The 19,973-nt window shown below is 61.8% G+C and carries 16 protein-coding genes; 2 read left to right on the top strand and 14 right to left on the bottom strand.

Annotation, left to right across the window (positions count from 1 at the left end; translation table 11 throughout):
- Positions 1 to 2,791: YadA family autotransporter adhesin (locus tag HV773_RS35520; protein WP_175198443.1), on the top strand; the 2,791-nt coding region annotated here is incomplete at its 5' end.
- A 123-nt stretch (positions 2,792 to 2,914) separates the two neighbouring features.
- Here HV773_RS35520 and HV773_RS35515 read toward each other — a convergent pair.
- The 11 genes from HV773_RS35515 to HV773_RS35465 form a co-directional block, all read right to left on the bottom strand.
- Positions 2,915 to 3,424 carry an ureidoglycolate lyase gene (locus tag HV773_RS35515; RefSeq protein ID WP_129561935.1) on the bottom strand — a complete coding sequence of 170 codons (510 nt, stop codon included), beginning with the start codon at positions 3,422 to 3,424 and terminating at the stop codon, positions 2,915 to 2,917.
- Positions 3,425 to 3,557: 133 nt separating this feature from the next.
- Positions 3,558 to 4,079 (bottom strand): 2-oxo-4-hydroxy-4-carboxy-5-ureidoimidazoline decarboxylase, encoded by a 522-nt coding sequence (gene uraD, locus HV773_RS35510; protein WP_129561934.1) that lies wholly within the window; start codon positions 4,077 to 4,079, stop codon positions 3,558 to 3,560.
- A complete protein-coding gene (gene puuE, locus HV773_RS35505; protein WP_129561933.1) occupies positions 4,076 to 5,035 on the bottom strand; it encodes an allantoinase PuuE in 960 nt (319 codons plus the stop codon). The genes uraD and puuE overlap by 4 nt, the downstream gene beginning before the upstream one ends.
- Positions 5,036 to 5,291: 256 nt before the next feature.
- Positions 5,292 to 6,080, bottom strand: coding sequence for an aspartate/glutamate racemase family protein (locus HV773_RS35500; RefSeq protein ID WP_129561932.1), 789 nt, complete (start codon positions 6,078 to 6,080; stop codon positions 5,292 to 5,294).
- 45 nt (positions 6,081 to 6,125) lie between these two features.
- Positions 6,126 to 7,640 carry an NCS1 family nucleobase:cation symporter-1 gene (locus HV773_RS35495; RefSeq protein ID WP_129561931.1) on the bottom strand — a complete coding sequence of 505 codons (1,515 nt, stop codon included), beginning with the start codon at positions 7,638 to 7,640 and terminating at the stop codon, positions 6,126 to 6,128.
- A 369-nt stretch (positions 7,641 to 8,009) separates the two neighbouring features.
- The gene (locus tag HV773_RS35490; RefSeq protein WP_129561930.1) at positions 8,010 to 8,732 is read right to left on the bottom strand and encodes a GntR family transcriptional regulator; all 723 of its coding nucleotides are present in this window, start codon (positions 8,730 to 8,732) and stop codon (positions 8,010 to 8,012) included.
- Positions 8,733 to 9,046: 314 nt separating this feature from the next.
- On the bottom strand, positions 9,047 to 9,973 hold the full coding sequence (ldcA, locus tag HV773_RS35485) for a muramoyltetrapeptide carboxypeptidase (protein WP_129561929.1): 927 nt from the start codon (positions 9,971 to 9,973) through the stop codon (positions 9,047 to 9,049).
- A gap of 103 nt (positions 9,974 to 10,076) precedes the next feature.
- Entirely contained in the window at positions 10,077 to 10,664 is a 588-nt protein-coding gene (gene tadA / locus HV773_RS35480; RefSeq protein WP_227875402.1) for a tRNA adenosine(34) deaminase TadA, read from the bottom strand.
- Between the two features lie 95 nt (positions 10,665 to 10,759).
- Complete coding sequence (locus HV773_RS35475) at positions 10,760 to 11,158, bottom strand: DnaJ family domain-containing protein (RefSeq protein WP_129561927.1); 399 nt, start codon at positions 11,156 to 11,158, stop codon at positions 10,760 to 10,762.
- A gap of 529 nt (positions 11,159 to 11,687) precedes the next feature.
- Positions 11,688 to 12,884: an amino acid aminotransferase gene (locus HV773_RS35470; RefSeq protein ID WP_129561925.1), complete on the bottom strand. Its 1,197-nt coding sequence runs from the start codon at positions 12,882 to 12,884 to the stop codon at positions 11,688 to 11,690.
- A gap of 82 nt (positions 12,885 to 12,966) precedes the next feature.
- A complete protein-coding gene (locus HV773_RS35465; protein WP_129561924.1) occupies positions 12,967 to 14,403 on the bottom strand; it encodes an amino acid permease in 1,437 nt (478 codons plus the stop codon).
- Positions 14,404 to 14,657: 254 nt separating this feature from the next.
- Between HV773_RS35465 and HV773_RS35460 the strand changes: the two genes are divergently transcribed.
- Entirely contained in the window at positions 14,658 to 15,131 is a 474-nt protein-coding gene (locus HV773_RS35460) for an Lrp/AsnC family transcriptional regulator (protein ID WP_035532512.1), read from the top strand.
- A 113-nt stretch (positions 15,132 to 15,244) separates the two neighbouring features.
- On the opposite strand, the gene HV773_RS35455 is transcribed toward HV773_RS35460, so the two are convergent.
- The 3 genes from HV773_RS35455 to HV773_RS35445 form a co-directional block, all read right to left on the bottom strand.
- Positions 15,245 to 15,841 (bottom strand): 2'-5' RNA ligase family protein, encoded by a 597-nt coding sequence (locus tag HV773_RS35455; RefSeq protein WP_129561923.1) that lies wholly within the window; start codon positions 15,839 to 15,841, stop codon positions 15,245 to 15,247.
- A 200-nt stretch (positions 15,842 to 16,041) separates the two neighbouring features.
- Positions 16,042 to 17,187, bottom strand: coding sequence for a Wadjet anti-phage system protein JetD domain-containing protein (locus HV773_RS35450; RefSeq protein WP_129561922.1), 1,146 nt, complete (start codon positions 17,185 to 17,187; stop codon positions 16,042 to 16,044).
- Positions 17,171 to 19,849, bottom strand: a complete 2,679-nt coding sequence (locus tag HV773_RS35445) for an ATP-binding protein (protein ID WP_246282636.1) — start codon at positions 19,847 to 19,849, stop codon at positions 17,171 to 17,173. Before HV773_RS35445 ends, HV773_RS35450 begins: the two co-directional genes overlap by 17 nt.
- Between the last annotated feature and the right edge of the window lie 124 nt (positions 19,850 to 19,973).

Genomic DNA, 19,973 nt, shown 5'->3' with positions numbered 1-19,973 from the left:
CGATGCGGTCAACGGTGGCCAGCTCTACGCCACGAACTCGAACATCTCGAACCTCGCCGGCGACGTCACCAACATTCAAGGCGACATCACCAACATCAACGGCAAGCTCGCTGATGCCGTGATCTACGATTCGTCGGCGCACGACTCGCTGACGCTCGGCGGCGCCGATGCAAGCGCACCGGTCGCACTGCACAACGTCGCGAACGGCGAACTCTCGGCGGCCAGCACCGATGCGGTCAACGGTTCGCAGCTCTATGACGCCATCCAGCAATTCGACAGCAAGACGACGCACTACGTCGGCATCAACAGCACGCCGAATGATGGCAACTACAACGGCGAAGGCGCAACCGGCGATGCGGCGATCGCCGTCGGCGCGAACGCGCTCGCCAGTGGCGACAATGCGCTCGCCATCGGTGCCGGCGCCACGGCCTCGCACAGCAACTCTGTTGCACTCGGCGCGGGCTCCACAACGGCCGCCGCGGTCGCCACGTCGGGCGCAACAATCGGCGATCAGGACTACACCTTCGCGGGCAGCAATCCGGCCAGCACCGTCAGCATCGGCAGCGTCGGCAATGAGCGCACGCTCACAAACGTCGCAGCCGGCCGCCTGAGCACTACGTCGACCGACGCCGTCAACGGCTCGCAGCTGTACGCGACCAATACCGCGCTAGACAAGCTCTCGGAGCAAACCGGCAACATCGTGCAGTATGACGACACGGGCAGGAGCACGATCACGTTCAGCGGCGCGCAAGGCACGAAGCTCGTCAACGTGGCGGCAGGAGACGTGTCGGCTGCAAGCACAGACGCCGTCAACGGCGCGCAGCTGTACGACGTCCAGGAAGGCGCCAATATCGCCATTACGAAGATCAACAACACCTTGACCACGGCGGGCTGGGGCGCGCAGGCTACGTCGTCGGATCCCACCGCCTATACGTATGGCGGCTTCATCATGGACGCCAACGGCAAGGTGAGCAATCCGGCCGTCCTCTACGTCCCGAACACCATCGGCACCGCAGGTTCGCAGATCGTCCTCGATCCGGGCCAGGGCAATAGCAAGTTCTTCGTAAACGGCAACCGTTCCGAAGGCTATCTGCCCAACGGCACCGTCATCAGCAACGTCGCGGAAGGCATTCAGGCGACCGATGCCGCCAACGTCGGCCAGGTCTATGACATCGTTGCCGCGGCAGGCGGTAACGGCGGCCAAGCGCTGCTCCGCTCGTCTGGCGCCGCGAACAGCCAGAACGGCTCGTCCGGTGTCAATTCGGCTAACCTGACGAACTCGTATCACACTGCGGCGTACTACTCGCAAGTCTCCGGCCTTGCGGACAACGTCGGCCTGCAAAATCCGTCCGACGTGGCGCGCGCCGCGGGTTCGGGCTCCGTCGCGATTGGTTCGAATGCCTACACGCCGGCTTCGAACGGTGTCGCGGTCGGTGTGCAAGCGTTTGCGAGCGCGAAGGACTCGGTGGCGATTGGCGCAGGTTCGACAGCGAACCAGTCGAACACCGTCTCCGTCGGCAACGACGGTACGAGCTCGTACATTGCCTATGACGCGAATGGCCAAGCCTACGCGATTCAGAACGCCGCCAACACGCGCCGAATCGTCAACCTGGCAGCAGGCCAAGGCGACACCGACGCGGTCAACGTCGGCCAACTGCGCAGCGTGGCAGCGGCATTGGGTGGTGGCGCCGGCATCAATGCGGCCGGCGGCCTGATCGCCCCGTCCTACTCCGTGGGCGGCACGACGGTGAACACGGTGGGCGACGCCATCGCCAATCTCGACAACCGCGTGCAGAAGAACACGGCCGAGATCGCGGCGCTGGCTGCGGACGCAACGAATACATCGGCAACGGTCCAAAGCGCATCGAGCACGGCAACAGCCGCGCCTGTGGTGCAAATGGCTGCGGCACCGCGTTCGCTGCTCGGCGCAAGCGCAAGCACGGCTGACAGCAGTTCCGTCAGGTCGATGGCCGCCGTTGGCGACACCGCGTCCAGCACCGACGCCGATGCGGTCCATTACGACAACGCCGACCACTCGAGCGTGACGCTCGCCAGCACGACCGGCGGCAACGTCAGCCTGAGCGGCCTGTCGAACGGCACCCTCTCGCTGGACAGCACGGACGCGGTGACCGGCCAGCAGCTCTACGCCACGAACCAGCAAGTCGACAGCCTGAACCAGGCCCTGCAGAACATCAGCGTGGGCGGCTCCACTGCGACCTCGATCAATTCGACGAGCGGCGTCGCGGCAGCCTCGGGTACGCAATCGGTTGCGGTCGGCGGCGGCGCCGTGGCAACGGGCGCGAACTCGACGGCAATCGGCGACAAGGCCAATGCGTCGGCGAACAACGCCGTGGCGATCGGTGCGAACTCGATCGCGAACCGCGACAACGCGGTCTCGGTTGGCGCCGAAGGCTCCGAGCGTCAGATCGTCAACGTCGCTGCCGGCACGTCGGGCACCGATGCGGTCAACTTGAACCAGTTGAACAACGCGATGACGCAGCAATCGAACGCGTTCGGTCAGCAGATCGGCAATCTGCAGAACTCGATCAACACGGTTTCGAAGAACGCGTACGCCGGTGTGGCGGCTGCAATGGCCATGCCGAACCTCACGCCTTCGGGTCCGGGGCGCACGGTGGTCGCGGCAGGCGGCGGCTACTACATGGGCGGCAGCGCGGCGGCTGTCGGCGTGACGTATCGTTCGACGAACATGCACTGGCTCGTCAACGGTGGCGTTTCTGTCACGAGCACCGGCAACACTGCGGCTCGCGCTCAGGTCGGCTACGAGTTCTGACCGCTGCTAACCTCGCATGACCGGGGGCATGTCGCTAACGCGCATGCCTCTCCAAATGCAAAAAACCACGGCCTTGGCCGTGGTTTTTTTTCGCCAGCGCAAACCATCCGCGCAGTCAGCGCATCAGCGTTGCGCTGCGACCATCGCCTCTTCGGTCAGCCAGAACGACTCCGGCAGATCCTGCTCATTGAGGTTCAAGCCATCGCCGCCGCGATCGACGACGATGAAGTCGCTCACTTCGCCCAGTGCGATCAGCGGGTGATGCCAGACGCCCTTCGCGTAGTTCACGCCTTGCCAGCCGTGCGAAACGAACGCGCGGATCTTCGTGACGTCCAGATCGCCCGCGGGCGCTACGACGACGAGATACGGCTTGTCGTTGAGCGGCACGAATGCCTGGCTGCCGAGTGGATGGCGCTCGAGCATCTTGATCTCGAACGGCAGCACGCGCGGCTGGCCGCGGAAAAGATTGACCAGGGTACGGCCGTTCTCGTCCTCGACATCCACGTTCGCGAGATCGTGATAGCGGATCGTCGTGCCCAGATTGATCGGAATTTGCTTCGCGCCAGCAAGCTCGATCACGTCGCCGAACGGCGCGAATGCTTCGGGGGTCAGCAGCTCGATTGCAAGTGTCATACCAAGATCCTGTGTCGTATCGCTCATATTCGCCTCGTTACCGCACTCAAGCGAGTGCGCGGGCAGACGCCGCATGAGCAGCGCCGCGCGCCCGCAGTCGCGCCATTGCTATACGCGAGGCGCGACGTCAATCTCACGCGTCGATCAGCTCGTCGAGGCGGAAGCGCGCGATGCGATAGATCTGATCGAGACTCGCGCGCATTTCGTCGGCGCGGGTGTTGTTCACACGCGACTCGAAGTTCGCGATGATGCCGTGACGGTCATAACCGCGCACCGCGAGAATGAACGGAAAACCGAATTTCTCGCGATACGCCGAGTTGAGTGCCTGCAGCTTGTCGAATTCTTCCTGCGTGCACAGGTTCAGGCCCGCGCCGCTTTGCTCACGCGTGGATTCGTCGGTCAGCTCGCCGCGCACAGCGGCCTTGCCCGCGAGTTCCGGGTGAGCGTTGATGAGTGCGAGCTGCTTCTCTTCGCCAGCGGTCTCCACGACCTTCGACATCGTCTTGTGCAACGTGTCGATGCTCGTGTACGGGCGCTGCTGCGCCGCTGCTTCCGCCACCCAGGGCGAGTGCTCGAAAATGCCCGAAAGTGCCGCCACGAAGGCGTCGGTCGAGGCGGTGTTCAACTGTTCGAGGGTGTATTGCATTGCCTTCATGCGGCGGCCCCGCGGTGGTCGTTCTGCTGCGGTTGATAGGGATGGTGCTCGCGCCAGTGGCGCGCGATGTCGACACGACGCGTAACCCACACGCGGTCGTGCTGTTCGATGTGATCAAGGAAGCGCTGCAGTGCGCGGAACCGCCCCGGGCGGCCGAGCAAACGGCAATGCATGCCGATCGAAAGCATTTTCGGCGCTTCGTCGCCTTCTGCGTAGAGCACGTCGAACGCGTCGCGCAGGTAGGTGAAGAAGTGGTCTGCCGTGTTGAAGCCTTGCGGCGAGGCAAAGCGCATGTCGTTGGTGTCGAGCGTGTAAGGCACGATCAGTTGCGGCACCTGCTTGCCACCGGTGACTTCGACATCCATCCAGAACGGCAGGTCGTCGCCGTAATTGTCGGAGTCGTAGAGGAAGCCACCATGCTCCGCCACGAGGCGGTGCGTGTTGGGGCTGTCACGGCCCGTGTACCAGCCTAGCGGGCGCTCGCCCGTCACGCGCTCGATCGCTTCCATGCCGAGCTTCATGTGCTCGATTTCGAGTTCGGGCGTGACATTCTGATAGTGGATCCAGCGATAGCCGTGGCAAGCGATCTCGTGGCCGAGTTCGACGAATGCGCGCGCGACTTCGGGATGGCGCTCGATTGCCATGCCGACACCGAACACGGTGAGCGGCAGGCCGCGCTTTTCGAATTCGCGCAGGATACGCCACACACCCGCGCGCGAGCCGTATTCGTAGATCGACTCCATGCTCATGTGACGCGCCGGATAAGCGGCAGCGCCAACAATCTCGGAGAGAAACTGCTCGGAGGCCGGGTCGCCGTGGAGCACACAGTTCTCACCGCCCTCTTCGTAATTGAGCACGAACTGCACTGCAACGCGCGCCTGACCGGGCCAGTTAGCCTGCACCGGATGCCGGCCATAGCCGATCAGATCGCGGGGATATTGGGGATCGAGTGGCATGCTTATCGAATCTTTCGAATGGATAACGAAACGTAAAAACGGCGCGGATGGCCCGCACTTGCAGAAAGCGGCTGAACCGGCTGAAATCCTTGCGCCACAAGGCTTTGCGATGCACCGGGCGAGACCGTTTTCAGAATCGGCCCAGTGTAGCTAAATCACCCGGGCACGCCCATACGCACCGACAGATAGTACGGGTCAAGCGAGATGTATGTGCCACGCAGGCCCCGCCTGGCGCGGCACAGCGCCCGTTGCGTGTTTACCCGTACCGCAGCGGACGTACCGGCGGCGGTGTTTCGGTGACGCCCGCCGCATTGGTCGGGCTGAAGTGCGCGAATTCGCCATCGTAACGCTTCGCAAGAGGACGCGCGAAGTCGCCCCGCTTGGCCGTCGCGAGACGCAGCGCAACCAGCGCTTCCACCCACTTCACGGCCGCCGTCACGCCATCCACCACCGGCACGCTGAGCGCGTCTTCCACCTGCGCGCACAGGCTCGTCATGCCGGCGCAGCCGAGCACGATCGCGTCCGCGCCGTCTTCGTCGAGCGCACGGCGGCATTCGTCCACGATTGCCCTGCGCGCCGCCGAGCCCGGCTCGTCGAGTTCGAGCACGGCCACATCGATCGCACGCACGTTGCGGCAAAAGCGGCTCATGCCGTAACGCTCGGCGAGATGCCACGCCATCGCCTTGGTGCGCGAAAGCGTGGTCACGACCGAAAAGCCCGGCGCGAGCACACTCGCCGCGTGCATGGCCGCTTCGGCGATCCCCACCACCGGTCCGCGCGCGAGTTCGCGCGCGGCGTACAACCCCGGATCGCCGAAGCAGGCGATCACGTAGCCGTCGAAGCCCTCGCGCTCGCCCGCCTCCACTTCCGCGAGCAGGCCTGGCGTCGCGAGCGCCTCGTCGTAGTAGCTCTCGATCGAGGGCGGCCCCATCGTCGGGCTCACGGCGACGATCTCCGTGCCCGCCGCAGCCACCGTGCGGGCGCACTGCCCCATCGCAGCCGTCATGCGCTGCGTGGTATTCGGATTGATCAGTTTGATACGCATGTCAGTTCTCTGGTCGATTCGTGCTTCTTTCGTGCTTCTTTCGCATTACGCCCGTGCCCGTGCACGTTCACCCATCGTCAAGGCGCGATAGAACAGTGCGCCCAGTCCCGCGCCGATGAACCACGAGAAGTTCGCCGCGCTCTCGAGCGACGGCAGCATCACGCAGAGAATCGCAATGGCCGCTGCGGGCAGCAGCGCCGACACCGCACGCCAGTTCACGCCGTTGCTGTACCAGTACGCGCCCTTCGGCGAGACGGTGTAGAGATCGTCGACGGCAAGACGGCCGCGCTTCACGAGATAGAAGTCAACAAGCAGGACACCATACAAAGGCCCGATAAACGCCCCGAGCACGTCGAGCGTGTAGTGAATCACGGCGGGATTGTTGAAGAGATTCCACGGCGTGATGAAAATCGACGCCACGGCGGCAAGCATGCCGCCCGCACGCCAGCTAATGAGACGCGGCGCGACATTCGAAAAATCGAACGCCGGCGAAACGAAGTTCGCGACGATATTGATGCCGATGGTCGCGATCGTGAACGTCAGCGCACCGAGAATGACGGCAGTGGGATGATCGATGCGGCTCACCGTTTCCACAGGATCAGTAATCAGTTGTCCGAACACAGGCAGCGTGGCCGAGGTCGTGATCACCGTGACGATCGAGAACGCGAGGAAGTTGACCGGCAAGCCCCAGAAGTTGCCGCGATGCACGCTCCTGAGCGATTTTCCGTAGCGAGAGAAGTCGCCGAAATTGAGCATCGGCCCCGAGAAATACGACACCACGAGCGACACCGCGGTAATCATCACCGGGATCACCTCCGTGCCGTGATACTTCACGCCGCCGAGATTCAGCCCGATGTTGTGCCAGCCCGCGCGATACACCATGTAGCCAGCCAGAATGAACATCACCGCATAGACGGCCGGACCGGCGAAGTCGATGAACTTCTTGATGGTTTCCATGCCGTTCCAGAACACGAACGCCTGCAGCACCCACAGCGTCATGAAACCGGCCCAGCCCATGGCCGAGAGGCCGAGCATGCCGTGCTTGTGCACGTCGGCGTACGGCATCAGTTGCGGCACGAACTTGAGCACGACGATCACGAGCGCGCTCGACGCCAGATAAGTTTGGATTCCGTACCATGCGACCGCGATCAGGCCGCGGATCACAGCCGGAATGTTCGCACCGAGCACACCGAAAGTGCCGCGGCAGGCAACCGGATATGGCACGCCGTGGCGTTGGCTGGGCCGCGCGATGAGGTTGCAGAGCACATTGACGAGCGAGATGCCGACGATCAGTACCAGCAGCACTTGCCAGCTCGTGAGGCCGAGCGCGAAGAGACTGCCCGCGAACACATAACCGCCTACGCTGTGCACGTCCGACATCCAGAACGCGAAGATGTTATAGGCGCCCCACGTCTGCTCCTTGAGCGGCGCGAGGTCTTCGTTATAGAGGCGTTCGCTGTAGCCGGCCGGCAAACGGATGCTGTCCGCCGAGTCGCTGCTCTCGGAAGAATCGAAGGTGGGCACTGCCGGACTGCCAGGTGACGCGCTGAACTGAGCCATGATCCGCTCCTTGGGATGGATACGCCGACGGAAAAAAGACGCGTGAAACGCCTCGAAATGCGCGCTGCGCCGCATGCCGCGGCCGCCGCAATGTTTCCCGGATGGCTCGGACCCAGGCGCGGGCTTTGCGCCCTCGCGGGGTCTGGCTCGACGCCCATCGCACCGTGCGGTCGCGCCTGCGCGCGCCCTGCCCGTGGTGCCGCCTGTCCGGCGAACGCCCTCGCGGCGCCCGCTGCCACATCGATCTTTTCTCTCGCGCGCGGCGGCCTGCATTGCGCTGCGCCGCGCGTGTCTCCAGTTCAATTCAGTGTTGCAGTCTTGCCCGGCGCCGTGCTTCTCAGCGCCGGTAGAAAATCGCTCGATCTTTCGTCAACGCCCAGCCATGGCTGCGGCGCGCGTGCCGAACACGTCCTGCAAATCCACCGACGCGCCCGCCGGACGGTCGAGCATCCTGAGCTCGACGCCCTGCAGGTGACGCGTCATCAGCGCGGTGGCTTCCTGCACCTGCCCTGCCTCCAGCGCCTGGACGATCGCCTCGTGGTCATCGAACGAGCAAGGGCTTCGCCCCGGCGACTCGTAGAGCGCGGAGATCAACGTCGAGCGCGCCACGAGGCCATTGAGGCAATCGCACAGCACGGTATTGCCAGTCAGCGCCGCGAGCTCCGTGTGGAACTCGCCCGACAAGCGGATCCAGGCCGGAAAATCGCGCCCTTCGAACGCCTTGCGCTCGCGCCGGATGGTCTCGCCAATGCCCTTAAGCCGCCGGTTGCCGTGCTGCGCACTGCAGATGCGCTCCACCACGGCAAGTTCGATGATGCGGCGCATCTCGAACACTTCGTGCACCTCCTGGAGCGACGGGCTGGCAACAAACGCGCCCCGGTTCGGCTCCAGATCGACGAGGTGATCGCCGGCAAGCAACGAGAGGGCCTGCCGGATCGGCCCGCGCTTCACATTGAACACTTCGCACAACTGCGCTTCCGTGAGCTTCGCGCCAGGCGGCAAACGATGTTCGAGGATCGCGGCGCGGATGCGCGCGGCGATGGCCTCGGGTTTCGTGCCGGTCGCGTCGGCTTCGGTATCGGCGTTTCGCATGTCTCTCACCTTGATGTTGGGTATCCTAGTTTGAACATAAATATTGTCAACAATTTTCTCGATAAACCTGGGGAAGACACCCAGATCAGCACCAGATTCGCATGCACAATCTTCGCCAATCCCGCGCCAATATGGGGCATCGCGCGCCCCACCAGTGATTCCCCACTTCATTTCGGCCCATATTTTGTCAACAATCTAAGAGCGATAACGTTTCCAGAACATTCGCCAGATTCTTTGTTTTCTGGCTGTTAGTTGCATATTAAACACCTAGAAAAAGCGCCCGAAGGCGCTTCTTCCACCTCGCAATCGTCGAGTCAGGCGAGATACGGATAGTCGCTCACGGTGAGTTCAAAGCCGTGAGTGTCGGCATTCAGATGAGCCTGGGCGCCGAACGGCAGCGTGGCCATGTTCTCAATGTGACCGAACGGCAGGCCTGTAATAACGGGAATCCCCACCACCGAACGAATTTGCTCGATCGTGGCCTGGAGGTCGTACCCGTTATCGGAATCGTAGGATTTGCCACCGGAAAAATCGCCGAGCACCAGCGCATGCTGACGCGCAAGAATGCCCGAGAGATGGAGTTGATAAAGCATCCGCTCCACCCGGAACGGCTGTTCGTTGATGTCCTCGACAAACAGGATCCCGCCCTCCACCGGCGGCATATAGGGCGTGCCGACGAGCGAAGCCAGCATGGCAAGATTGCCGCCCCACAGCATGCCCGATACGTTGGCGTGCTGCGCCTGCGGCGCGCCGACCTTGAGCGTGAATTCGGGTTTAGTGAGCGCGTTCCAGAAGTGATGCATCGTGAAGCTGCTCAACTCCGGCGCGCCGAAATCGCTCACGAGCATCGGACCGCCGAATGTCGTGAGCCCCGCTTGTGCGTAAAGCGCAAGTTGGATCGCGGTGAAGTCGCTATGTCCGACGAATGCGATCGGCTGCCCGGCGAGGCGCTTTTGCAGGCCCTGGTAGTCGAGACCGTGCAGGATGCGCACGGCGCCGTAACCGCCGCGCACGGCGAGCACGATATCGGGCAAGTCGCGCCCGGGATCGGCGAGGCGGTTCAGTTCAGCGGCGCGCTGGCCGTCGGTGCCGGCAAAGCGCTGGAAGCGCCGCTCGGCCGCCTCGGTCCCCTCTACGCGGTGGCCCTCCGCGCGAAGACGCGCAATCCCGCGGTGCACGGCTTCCTGGTCATACGGATAGCCCGACGGAGCAATCAGTTCGATGGTGCGATGCATGGTCATGGTCAACAGGTCAGGTAATCGGCGACCGTGCCATGCGCCTGCCACGGCGCGGACGCGTGGCCGCCAGCAGCTATTATCCGATGTTATCGATTGCTATCGCTGGTTATTGCTTGTTATCGGCCGCGCTGGGCTCTGCATCGGCGCCAGCAACGGCCGCGCGACGCGCTTCGCGGCTCGCACGGCGGCGCTCAGCAAAGAACGAGCGCAGTGCATCGCCGCATTCGGTCTCGAGCACGCCGCCCGCCACGCTCGTGTGATGGTTGAGCTGGCCATTCGAAAAGGCGTCGACGACACTGCCACACGCCCCGGTTTTCGGGTCGCGCGCACCGTACACCACCCGCGCGATGCGGGCGTGCATGATCGCGCCCGCGCACATGAGGCACGGTTCCAGGGTCACATAGAGTTCACAGCCGGGCAAGCGATAGTTGCTCAACGCCGTGCCGGCGGCGCGTAGCGCAGCCATTTCAGCATGCGCTGAAGGATCGTGCGCGCCAATCGGATGATTGAAGCCCGTCGCGACGACTTCGTCGCCACGCACCAGCACGGCGCCAACAGGCACTTCGCCGGCCGCGCGCGCCGTCTCGGCCGCCTCTAGCGCCAGGCGCATGAAATGGCGGTCTCGCTCGGAGATGGGTTCGCTGACAGGCTCGGTTCGAGCTTCGGCAGATAGGGAGGATTCGGTGGATCCGATCGGATCGGTTTGCGGTACGGCCGCACCCGGCAAGGATTCAGGGCGCTCCGCGTGGTGCTTCTCCACCTCGCACGGCGGCGTGGCCGCCGGCACGCTCACGCGGCCCCCACCGCAACGCCCTGCAGCGTCGCACGCTCGGTGAGGCGCTCGGCAATGCGGCGGCGGTACTCGTGCGGCACCACCAGCGGGCCGCCGCGCAGCGACTCGAGCGCCATGTCGAGCGCCAGCATGCGGGCGCGCAGCCGGCATTGCGCGGCCTTGTCGCTCACCTTGGCAAGTTCTTCCTCGAGATCGCGCAGCGCGCGAAGCTGTTCGACCGCGGGCGGCACGAAACCGGCATTTTTCAGAATGCGGTTTGCCACGCGCACCTCTTCGGGCACGAAGGGGTCGTCGTCGAGCGCCTGCGGCGCTCCGGCACCCGGCAAATCGTCGAACTCGCCGCGCGCGGCTGCGGCGGCAATCCGTTGTTCGACGAGAGCATCAAGCAATTTCATTAGCAATCCACTACGTTGCGGCGATGGCATTCTATCAGGGTAACACCTGGAAGACCCTGCGCGTCTGTCATGGGCGACGTTCGATTCCTACAGATTGACAGACGGAGAGTTTAATGCGATGCGCATATGATGTCAGACGACACAAAGCCGGATTCGTCTGATTGGAGCGCGCACGCCGAGTAGCTTATTGTGGGCCGGATCCGTAGCAGCCAGAGTCGAAAGGCGATCCACTGGCTCAACTTGGGCTCATTGCGAACCCAATTCGTACTCGAACCACAATGAAATCTGCTTTGATTTGCGATGCTTCACCGGCCGCCGGCAAATGTGCCGACGCCCCCCAAACGCTTTCGCCCAGCTACCGCGCCGTGCGGCGGCTGCGCCTTGGGGCCGCTTTAGTGCTGCTGGCCGCCAGCCTTTCCGGCTGCGGCGTGTTCTGCGCCGCGGGCGGTGGCAGCGGCGGCATCGGGGGCGGATGCGGAGTAGGAACGGGAATGAGATTTTGAGGCGCCGCTGAGGGCGCCCTAGCCTGTCAGGCCTTCAGCACTTTGCCCACAGCGTCGACCACGATGCTCACGTTCTTCTCGTTGAGCCCCGCGACGCACATGCGGCCCGAGCGCAGGATATACACCCCGAACTCCTCCTTCAGACGCTCGACCTGATCCGCGCTCAGACCGGTGTACGTGAACATGCCGCGCTGCTTCACGTATCGCGAGAGCGCCTCGCCGCTCACATGTGCGGCAAGCCCGTCATGAATCGCCTGACGCATACGCGCAATGCGCTCACACATCGCCGCCAGCTCCGCCTCCCACGATGCCTTGAGTCCCGGGGTCGCGAGCACGCGGGTGACGATCTTCGCGCCGTGCGTCGGCGGATTGCTGTAGTTCGAGCGCACCGCGCTCGTCAGTTGCCCGAGCACGCGATCAGCCGCCCCGGCATCCTCGCAAATCAGATGCAGACCGCCGCAGCGCTCGCCGTACAGCGAGAAGTTCTTCGAGAACGAGTTCGCCACCAGCGCCGGCACGCCGCGTCGCCCAAGTTCGCGCACCGCGAATGCGTCGGCGTCGAGGCCCGCGCCAAAGCCCTGATACGCCATATCGACGAACGGCAACAGATCGCGCTTTTGCAGCACGTCGATCAGCTGTGTCCATTGCGACTCGTCAAGATCCACGCCGGTCGGGTTATGGCAGCACGCGTGCAGGAGCACGACGCTCTTCGCCGGCAGCGCGTCGATAGCCGAGAGCATCGCCTCGAACTTCAGGCCACCCGTGGCTTCGTCGTAGTACGGGTAGGTGTTCACCACGAATCCCGCGCGCTCGAAGATGAAGCGATGGTTTTCCCACGTCGGGTCGCTCACCCACACCTGGCTCTGCGGGAAATAGCGCTTGATAAAATCCGCGCCTACCTTGAGCGCGCCCGAGCCACCGAGCGTCTGCACCGTGGCGATGCGGTTCGCCGCACGCGACGGACACTGCGCACCGAACACGAGCGCCTGCACGGCGTCGCGGTATTGCGTGAAACCGGCCATGGGCAGATACGGCTTCGCGCCGGGTTCGGCAAGGATCGCCGCTTCGGCCTCGTGAACCGCCTTCATCACCGGCAGACGGCCTTCATCGTCGAAATAGATGCCAATGCTCAGATTGACCTTGTTCTGTCGCGGATCTTTCTGGAAGTTCTCGTTAAGCGAGAGGATCGGGTCGCCGGGATAGGCATCGATATGTTCGAACATGGCGTTTGCTTGACGGTTGCTTACAGGTTATAGGCGGTTACGAAATGCTGGCCGGAGAGGCTAATCTGGCGTGCGGCTGCGCTTAGCGTGTCTGGACGCTGCCTTGCAGCGCCGGCTCCGCGCCGCGGCGCCAGAAGCGATACGCAAGCGCGAGCACACCGAGCCAGACCGGAATCAGATAGACAGAAATCCGCAGATCCGGAATCAGGTACATTACAACGAGAATGCCCGCAAGGAACACCAGGCACAGGTAATTCGTGAGCGGATAGCCGAGGCTCTGAAAACGCGTCGTCTGGCCCGCGCGTGCCTTCTCGCGGCGGAACTTCAGGTGAATCAGGCTGATCATCGCCCAGTTGATGATGAGCGCGGACACCACCAGCCCCATCAGCAACTCGAACGCCCTGCCCGGCATGAAGTAATTGATGATCACGCAGGCCGCCGTCGCCACCGCCGTCACGGCAAGCGCCGCCAGCGGAATACCGCGCCGGTTCACCTTGAGCAGCGCCTTGGGCGCATTGCCCTGCTGCGCGAGGCCGTAGAGCATGCGGCTGTTGCAATAGACGCCGCTGTTGTAGACCGAGAGCGCTGCCGTGAGTACCACGACGTTGAGCACGTTCGCGACCAGATTGCTGTTCATCGCGTGGAAGATCAGCACGAAGGGGCTGCCGCCCGACACGACCTTTTCCCACGGATAAAGCGAAAGCAGCACACCCAGCGCGCCCACATAAAAAATCAGGATGCGATAGATCACCTGATTGGTGGCGCGCGGAATCGTGTGCGAAGGATCGTCGGCTTCGGCTGCGGTGATGCCGACGAGTTCGAGACCGCCGAACGAGAACATGACGACGGCCATCGACATCACGAGACCCGACATACCATGCGGAAAGAAGCCGCCATGGCGCCAGAGGTTCGAAACGCCCGCTTCCGGCCCCGCAGAGCCCGAAAGCAGCAGCCAGCCGCCGAACGCGATCATGCCGACGATCGCAAGCACCTTGATGATCGCGAACCAGAATTCGAGCTCGCCGTACGACTTGACGCTCGCGAGATTGACGCCGTTGATCACGACGAAGAAGACGAGCGCTGAGACCCATGTCGGCAGCGCCGGCCACCAGTAATGCATGTAGATGCCGACCGCCGAGAGTTCGGCCATGCTCACGAGTACATAGAGTACCCAGTAGTTCCAGCCCGACAGAAAGCCGGCAAACGGACCAAAGTATTTATCGGCGAAATAGCTGAAGGATCCGGCGACGGACTCGTCGACGACCATCTCGCCCAGTTGCCGCATGATGAAGAACGCAACGATGCCCGCAATCGCGTAGCCAAGCAGCACCGAGGGGCCGGCGGTCTGGATCGTCTGCGCGATGCCAAGGAATAGTCCGGTGCCGATCGCGCCGCCCAGCGCGATCAGCTGGATATGGCGGTTCTTGAGGCCGCGCTTGAGGTGACCGTTCTGTTCGCCGGCCGCTGCGGGTTGAGCACCGGGTTGACCACTACTGCCACGTGTGTCGTTTGAAACCATGTCTCTTCCTGTCTCTTCTTTATCGATGCGCCCGCCGGGAATCCGGGTGGAATCCCAGCGCGACCGCGCGAAATAAAATTGCGCGCGCAACCTTCTGCGCCGGCGCGCTCCCAAGGCCGTCAGCGTTGACCGACAGCCCTGTCAGGTGCGCCAAGTGTATAGGCGGAGCGGAAAAATATGATTTCATCTGATACGCAGGCAAACCCTGATTGGTACAATTTCATTTCGCATCGGCCACTCCCAAGGCAACGAAAGTGCAAAATTTCACCCTCGACCCCATCGACCTGCGGCTCCTTGCCGCGCTACAGGAGCACGGACGCGCGTCGAACCTCGAACTGGCCGCCGCCGTCAAGCTCTCGCCGGCCCAAACACTGAGGCGCCATCGCCGGCTCGAGGAACTGGGGGTCGTCAAGCGCTACGAGACGCGGCTCGACGCCCAGGCGCTCGGCTTTGGCGTGGTGGCGTTCATTCAGGTGACGATGGAGCGCGGGCACATGCGCGAACTCGTCAAGTTCAAGGAGCTCGTCACGCAGTTGCCGCAAGTGCAGGAGTGCTATTCCGTGACCGGCGATATCGACTACGTACTGAAGGTGGTGGCGCGCGATCTCAAGGCGCTGTCCGAATTCCTGCTCGACACGCTCATGCGCGCGCCCGGTGTGAGCAGCGTGCATTCGATCGTCTGCCTCGATGAACTCAAGGGAACGAGCGCCCTGCCGCTGGAGGCGTGAAGCCAGCCGTTGGGGATAAGTCCAATGCGAAATGCAATTTTATATCATTTGCCCGCGCGGGATGAGCGGGGATTGCATTTGCGGGGGTGGCTGGGCGCGTATTGAACTGGCTCTCAGGTCGACACGCCGCCGCCACTCAATGGCCAACGGCCTTTTATGTCGTAGCGCGTCTTGCCGAGCCAGCTATGGATCAGGACCAGTTCGCGTACGGTCCATGTAATCGGTTCAATCGACCACGAACCCCTCCTGCGTTCTCCATACAACAGCGTGAGGTGAGGTGTGAAACGTGCTCCCGAGACACGCAGTCCTGCCCGCCTAAGGGCGCTTCCAAGTCGTTGCTGAAAGTCGATCAGTTGGCCCAACCCGTCGCCGCCCGTCAGCACCCAATTCCAATGCTCCGCCTGACCGTTGAAGCTGAGGATCCGATCAAACGTCACGGGGAAAGGAGGCACGTCGATGCTCGCCGCAGCGGCACACGCACGCGCGACGATCACGTCCGGCACATACACAAAATCGCCCAGAGGATGCAGTGTGACGTGCAGGCGCCCAGTGCGCAGCAGCGGGGCCTCGATATGCATCTCGGAGCGCAACCGTCCGGCCACCCCGGCAATATGCGCCGCAGTTTGCGGGTCGGGCAGCACCGCAAAGAACAAGCGATGCCTGGGAACCAGCGGAACCGCCTCGAACCCGGGTAGCGTAAGTTGGGTCAAAGCAGGGTTGCGGATGCGCCAAGAGGGAGGCTTCCATTATCGCCTCATCTAGCAGCAGCGATCCTGGCCAGCGTTTCGATACCATCGATATACGGAAACCTCGTGCCGCCCTTTGTCCGCATACCGTCATCCATACCGTCGGGCATTTTCCAACAAAATTCTGGCAGAGCTTGCGGGAGCGATGGGCGACCGCACGTACACTATTCACGATACCAAGTCTGCAAAGCCGCGCTTACGAGATCCTTTGGCAAGAACTCTTGTTCCAGGCGCCCCCGTTCCTGCGCTAGCAGATACTCAAAGAAGACGCCTTCACTCTCGGTTACCCCGGCGAGTCGCCCCCCACCGACTGGAGTAGGCTCTCGAACCGCCAACTCTGCCGCGTATCGATCAAAGCAATCCTGATTCATGAGTAACGCAGTCACGGATGGAATCGCTTCACGCACCTTGGCCAGCATTTTCAGGCCCCAAGTGTCCATATCTCCCCAATAGGCTACCCGCTTGCTCGCCAGCCAGGCATCCCGCGTCCAATCGAGGCTGAGTCCCGCTCCGAGAATCGCCACAGTGTTGGGCAACTCCGTCAATTGGTGAAGCGACTGCTCGTTCTCGACAATGACGACATGGCTAACTCCCTGGGGAAGCCGACACAGTTCACTAGCCCTGACGCGCTGCAAGTGAAACGGAAGTATCCCAGCCGCAAGCGGCACCACCAACAGCCAACGCTCATCCTCTTCGGGCGCCCCCAGGAAAGCCTCAAGCCCCAGTTCGGCGACCAGCCCATCAAACCGAACGTCAAGCATCTGACATAGCAGTGCCCGGTTTCGCTCAAAAAATTTGCTATCAATATTGCAGACGCCAAGTGCCCGCAAGGGGCGCCCCTCTGCACAACCCGGTGACAGCGCCAAGGCCACGTCCGCTGCTTTGATGACCTCGTGCACCGGGCGCTCCATCACCAATCTGCGCTGACGCACCATCAATGCGTGAAACTGCGTGCTCACATGCTGAACCAGCTCACCGAGCTTTTTGTACTCTGATTCAATCGTCGCATTCCGGGTGGCCCGCACCCATTCAGATGGACTCCTGAGTTCCCACCGGTGTGGAACGTCCACGGGCAAACCACCCGCTCGATAGGAAACAGTTTCCCAGTGCACTGATCCAACCTCAACAGCTCGCCATTTGTCGAGATGCAATTTAACGGCCTCCGTTTGCTCGGCAAACACTTTAGGACTTGGCCTGCCAATCACCAATCGCATCGGCCAACTATCAGGGTCGAGTAGCCGCGCTTCGCGTACGTCAGCCGATTGCCACGCCTTCGCAAGGCGGGCAGCAATGTCATCCGGTGATTTCATCGCGTCCGATCATCTGCCGGGTCTGTGCAATAACATCCAGCTCCTCCCAACTCAGCGATGTCATCGTGGCTCGCAGGCCTTTTCTATGAATCAGAATTGCCGAACGCGTGTGCGATCGAAGTAGCCTCATCTCCTTGTTCGGCGTAACGAATAACGGATGGAGACCAAACTCTCGCAGTGCTGAAATGATGCGTCCCGCCACGGCTTGCGAGCTCTTCGAGAACGCTTCGTCCAGAACGATGGTGCCAAATAGCGGGCGGTCCTTGCCCTCCGGGCATAACGCATAGCTCAACGATGCGGTCAGGATGTAGCTCGCGATGATCTCCTTTTCTCCCCCGCTTCCCCCTTGAGAGCCCTTGCGTGTCTCGAAGACCTCTCCCGAGTGCCGATCAATCACCGACACCGCGAACTGTAGCCGATAGCGCGGATCCAGGAGCGCCTTTGCCCCCACGGTCGCGCGGCGCTCACTTGCGTCTCTCATTAGCCCGACGACCGCTGCAAGTGCGTTGAACTGACTCTCGCCCTGATCGTCTTGCAGCATCGCGGTGCGCAGATTACGCTGTGCCTGCTCCAGCGTCCTCAGGCTTTCATGGATGACCCGACGCGGCTCGAGGCGCAGATACCGTCCCGGCTGAAAATCGACTCGACGCATCGTGGCATTCAAATCCTCGATCCGCTCAATGATTGTCTCAACCTCATTGTCAATGCTACGGAGCAACTGCGTCACTCCTTCGTCCGAGGATTGATTCAAATACCCCAGGAAACGGTCCAGTTTGTCGGGCAATGCCTCGTCCCTTAGCACACGCAATCGCTCCAGGTACTGTGGCACGTCTTCCACTTCCGTACCGACTTCAGCCAAGGCACCTGTGTCGACGCTACGCGCCGTACCCATGCTACGGACAAGCTGTCGCTCCTGATCGTTGATCTTTGCAACGAGTTGCTCAAGTCGCTCACGTAACTGAGCAAACGCTTTTGTCTCCTGCTCCGTCAGTGTATCAACCGTCTGGGCGCTCGAAAAATCAAAGTGCTGCCCCACCAGAATCAACTCAGAGGCATCCAACCCGTCACCGATCGCCGCGAACGCGCGTTCACGCCGACTATTTGCCATTTCATACTGCTCTTGGTGTTTGGCTTGCTGCTTGATACCCTCGTCGCGCTCTTTACTTGTCTTGTCCAGTTCCGCTTGAACCCCGTCCCATGCCTGCTTCGCCTTGGCCGTATCAGACGTCGGATCGGTCAGAGCTGAGAGACGCCTTTCGGTGGCTGCTACAACACGCTCGGCCTGCGGCACATCGATGTCCGCGAAGTTGATATCCAAAACACGCTTGAGCAGCCACCTGCGCGACTGCTCCTCGCCTACGCGAGCCTTTGCTGCCTCAAAACTTGCTGCATGTTGTCGGAGTTCGCGCTCCGTATCAATAAGCTGACCCTCAAGCGCTTCAAGAATGTCCTTGTTATCAAAACCGGTGAGCCACCCCTGGTTCAAGGGTGTCTTGTCCTGCTTCTCGAAAAAGCCATTCTTGCCGGACATAAGCCCCTCAGCAGTCATACCATGCGGAGTGCTTTTCAGAATTTCTGGCGATGCCACACAGTGTCGATCAATTTGAGCAATAAGACATCGGACAGCTTCCCGATACGGGTGGTCCTTGAAATTTAGCTTTCGCGTGAATCCATCGGCCCAAAATTCGACTGGCCGATCTGGTTTCATCACCTCAACGAGACGAACATGCAGACGATTATCGCGGCCATTCACCCATGAAAGCGCAAGCTTCATTTGGGAAGGCGGAATCATGATACGTAATCGATTCCCGCCTATTGCACGCTCAATCGCGCCACGCCATTGAGCATGCGACTTCTGCACCTCGACCAACTCCGCAACAAACGGCAGATCTTCATCGTTTAGGCCCAGTTGATCTGCCAAATCCCGTCGGAACTGCTGATACGGTGGCCCAATGTTGGAACGCGGGTGCGACTTTGCTTTAGCCAATGCCGCCCGCTGCTCCGCCAGCACCTGTTCGGTCGCTGACTTCGTTGCTCCCCGAGAGTAAGCATCTTGCTCCAACTCTTGAATCATCGCTTCGCTCGAATCGAGCGACACCTGTGCGCGGGTCCCGTTCTCTTGAAACGCCTCTGTGGAGAGCACCTGATTGAACTGAAGGCTTCTGGCGACCTGCAGATATTCGTTCGCGTGGCGTCGAACATTCACCAGATTCTTACGCTCTGCGGCGAACTGGGCTTCAAGTGCCTCGATACTGCTACCGCCTCCCCCGAGATAGATGTCGCGCAGACGTTGCGCCTCTGACTCGAATTTTTTCGCACTATTGGTGCAAGCCTCGATCTGTCGTGCACAGAGATCAATCTTTTGCTTCTGTTCGCTTGCCAACTCGACCCACAATTGGTGCGCCCGTGACGCAGCAGCTATCGGCAGAATCGATATGAGACGAACTCGAAGGTCGCGCTGCTCCAACGTCTCCGAGCGCAGAGCCCAGCCTTTTTCGATCGGAAGCAGCGAATCCCGCTGTTTCCGTGCAATCTCCAGTTCTTCGCGGATCCCCGCAAGATTGTTGAATTCGGATGCCACTTCCAGCGCCCGCTGGAAAGCCGACCTGTCGTCGAGAACCATATCTCGGAAGAGGTCATCAATGCTATTGAGCTGCTTCAAACCCGCAGCACGATTTACTGACGTGTGCACCAAATAGTGCGTGGTGCGTTATATGGGCATGAAGACAAAACCTGATGCCCGAAAACTGGATGGAGCCACCCAAGCCCACCTGAGAAAGCTCGTG

Origin of the sequence: Paraburkholderia caffeinitolerans (assembly GCF_902859945.1) — a bacterium.
Lineage (GTDB): Bacteria > Pseudomonadota > Gammaproteobacteria > Burkholderiales > Burkholderiaceae > Paraburkholderia > Paraburkholderia caffeinitolerans.
Note: the sequence above shows the minus strand (reverse complement) of the source record. Positions and strands in the feature narration are given on the sequence as shown.

Coding starts and splice junctions, on each gene's coding strand:
- HV773_RS35515 (WP_129561935.1), bottom strand. CDS start 3,424: ATGACACTTGCAATCGAGCTGCTGACCCCCGAAGCATTCGCGCCGTTC.
- uraD (WP_129561934.1), bottom strand. CDS start 4,079: ATGAAGGCAATGCAATACACCCTCGAACAGTTGAACACCGCCTCGACC.
- puuE (WP_129561933.1), bottom strand. CDS start 5,035: ATGCCACTCGATCCCCAATATCCCCGCGATCTGATCGGCTATGGCCGG.
- HV773_RS35500 (WP_129561932.1), bottom strand. CDS start 6,080: ATGCGTATCAAACTGATCAATCCGAATACCACGCAGCGCATGACGGCT.
- HV773_RS35495 (WP_129561931.1), bottom strand. CDS start 7,640: ATGGCTCAGTTCAGCGCGTCACCTGGCAGTCCGGCAGTGCCCACCTTC.
- HV773_RS35490 (WP_129561930.1), bottom strand. CDS start 8,732: ATGCGAAACGCCGATACCGAAGCCGACGCGACCGGCACGAAACCCGAG.
- ldcA (WP_129561929.1), bottom strand. CDS start 9,973: ATGACCATGCATCGCACCATCGAACTGATTGCTCCGTCGGGCTATCCG.
- HV773_RS35475 (WP_129561927.1), bottom strand. CDS start 11,158: ATGAAATTGCTTGATGCTCTCGTCGAACAACGGATTGCCGCCGCAGCC.
- HV773_RS35470 (WP_129561925.1), bottom strand. CDS start 12,884: ATGTTCGAACATATCGATGCCTATCCCGGCGACCCGATCCTCTCGCTT.
- HV773_RS35465 (WP_129561924.1), bottom strand. CDS start 14,403: ATGGTTTCAAACGACACACGTGGCAGTAGTGGTCAACCCGGTGCTCAA.
- HV773_RS35450 (WP_129561922.1), bottom strand. CDS start 17,187: ATGAAATCACCGGATGACATTGCTGCCCGCCTTGCGAAGGCGTGGCAA.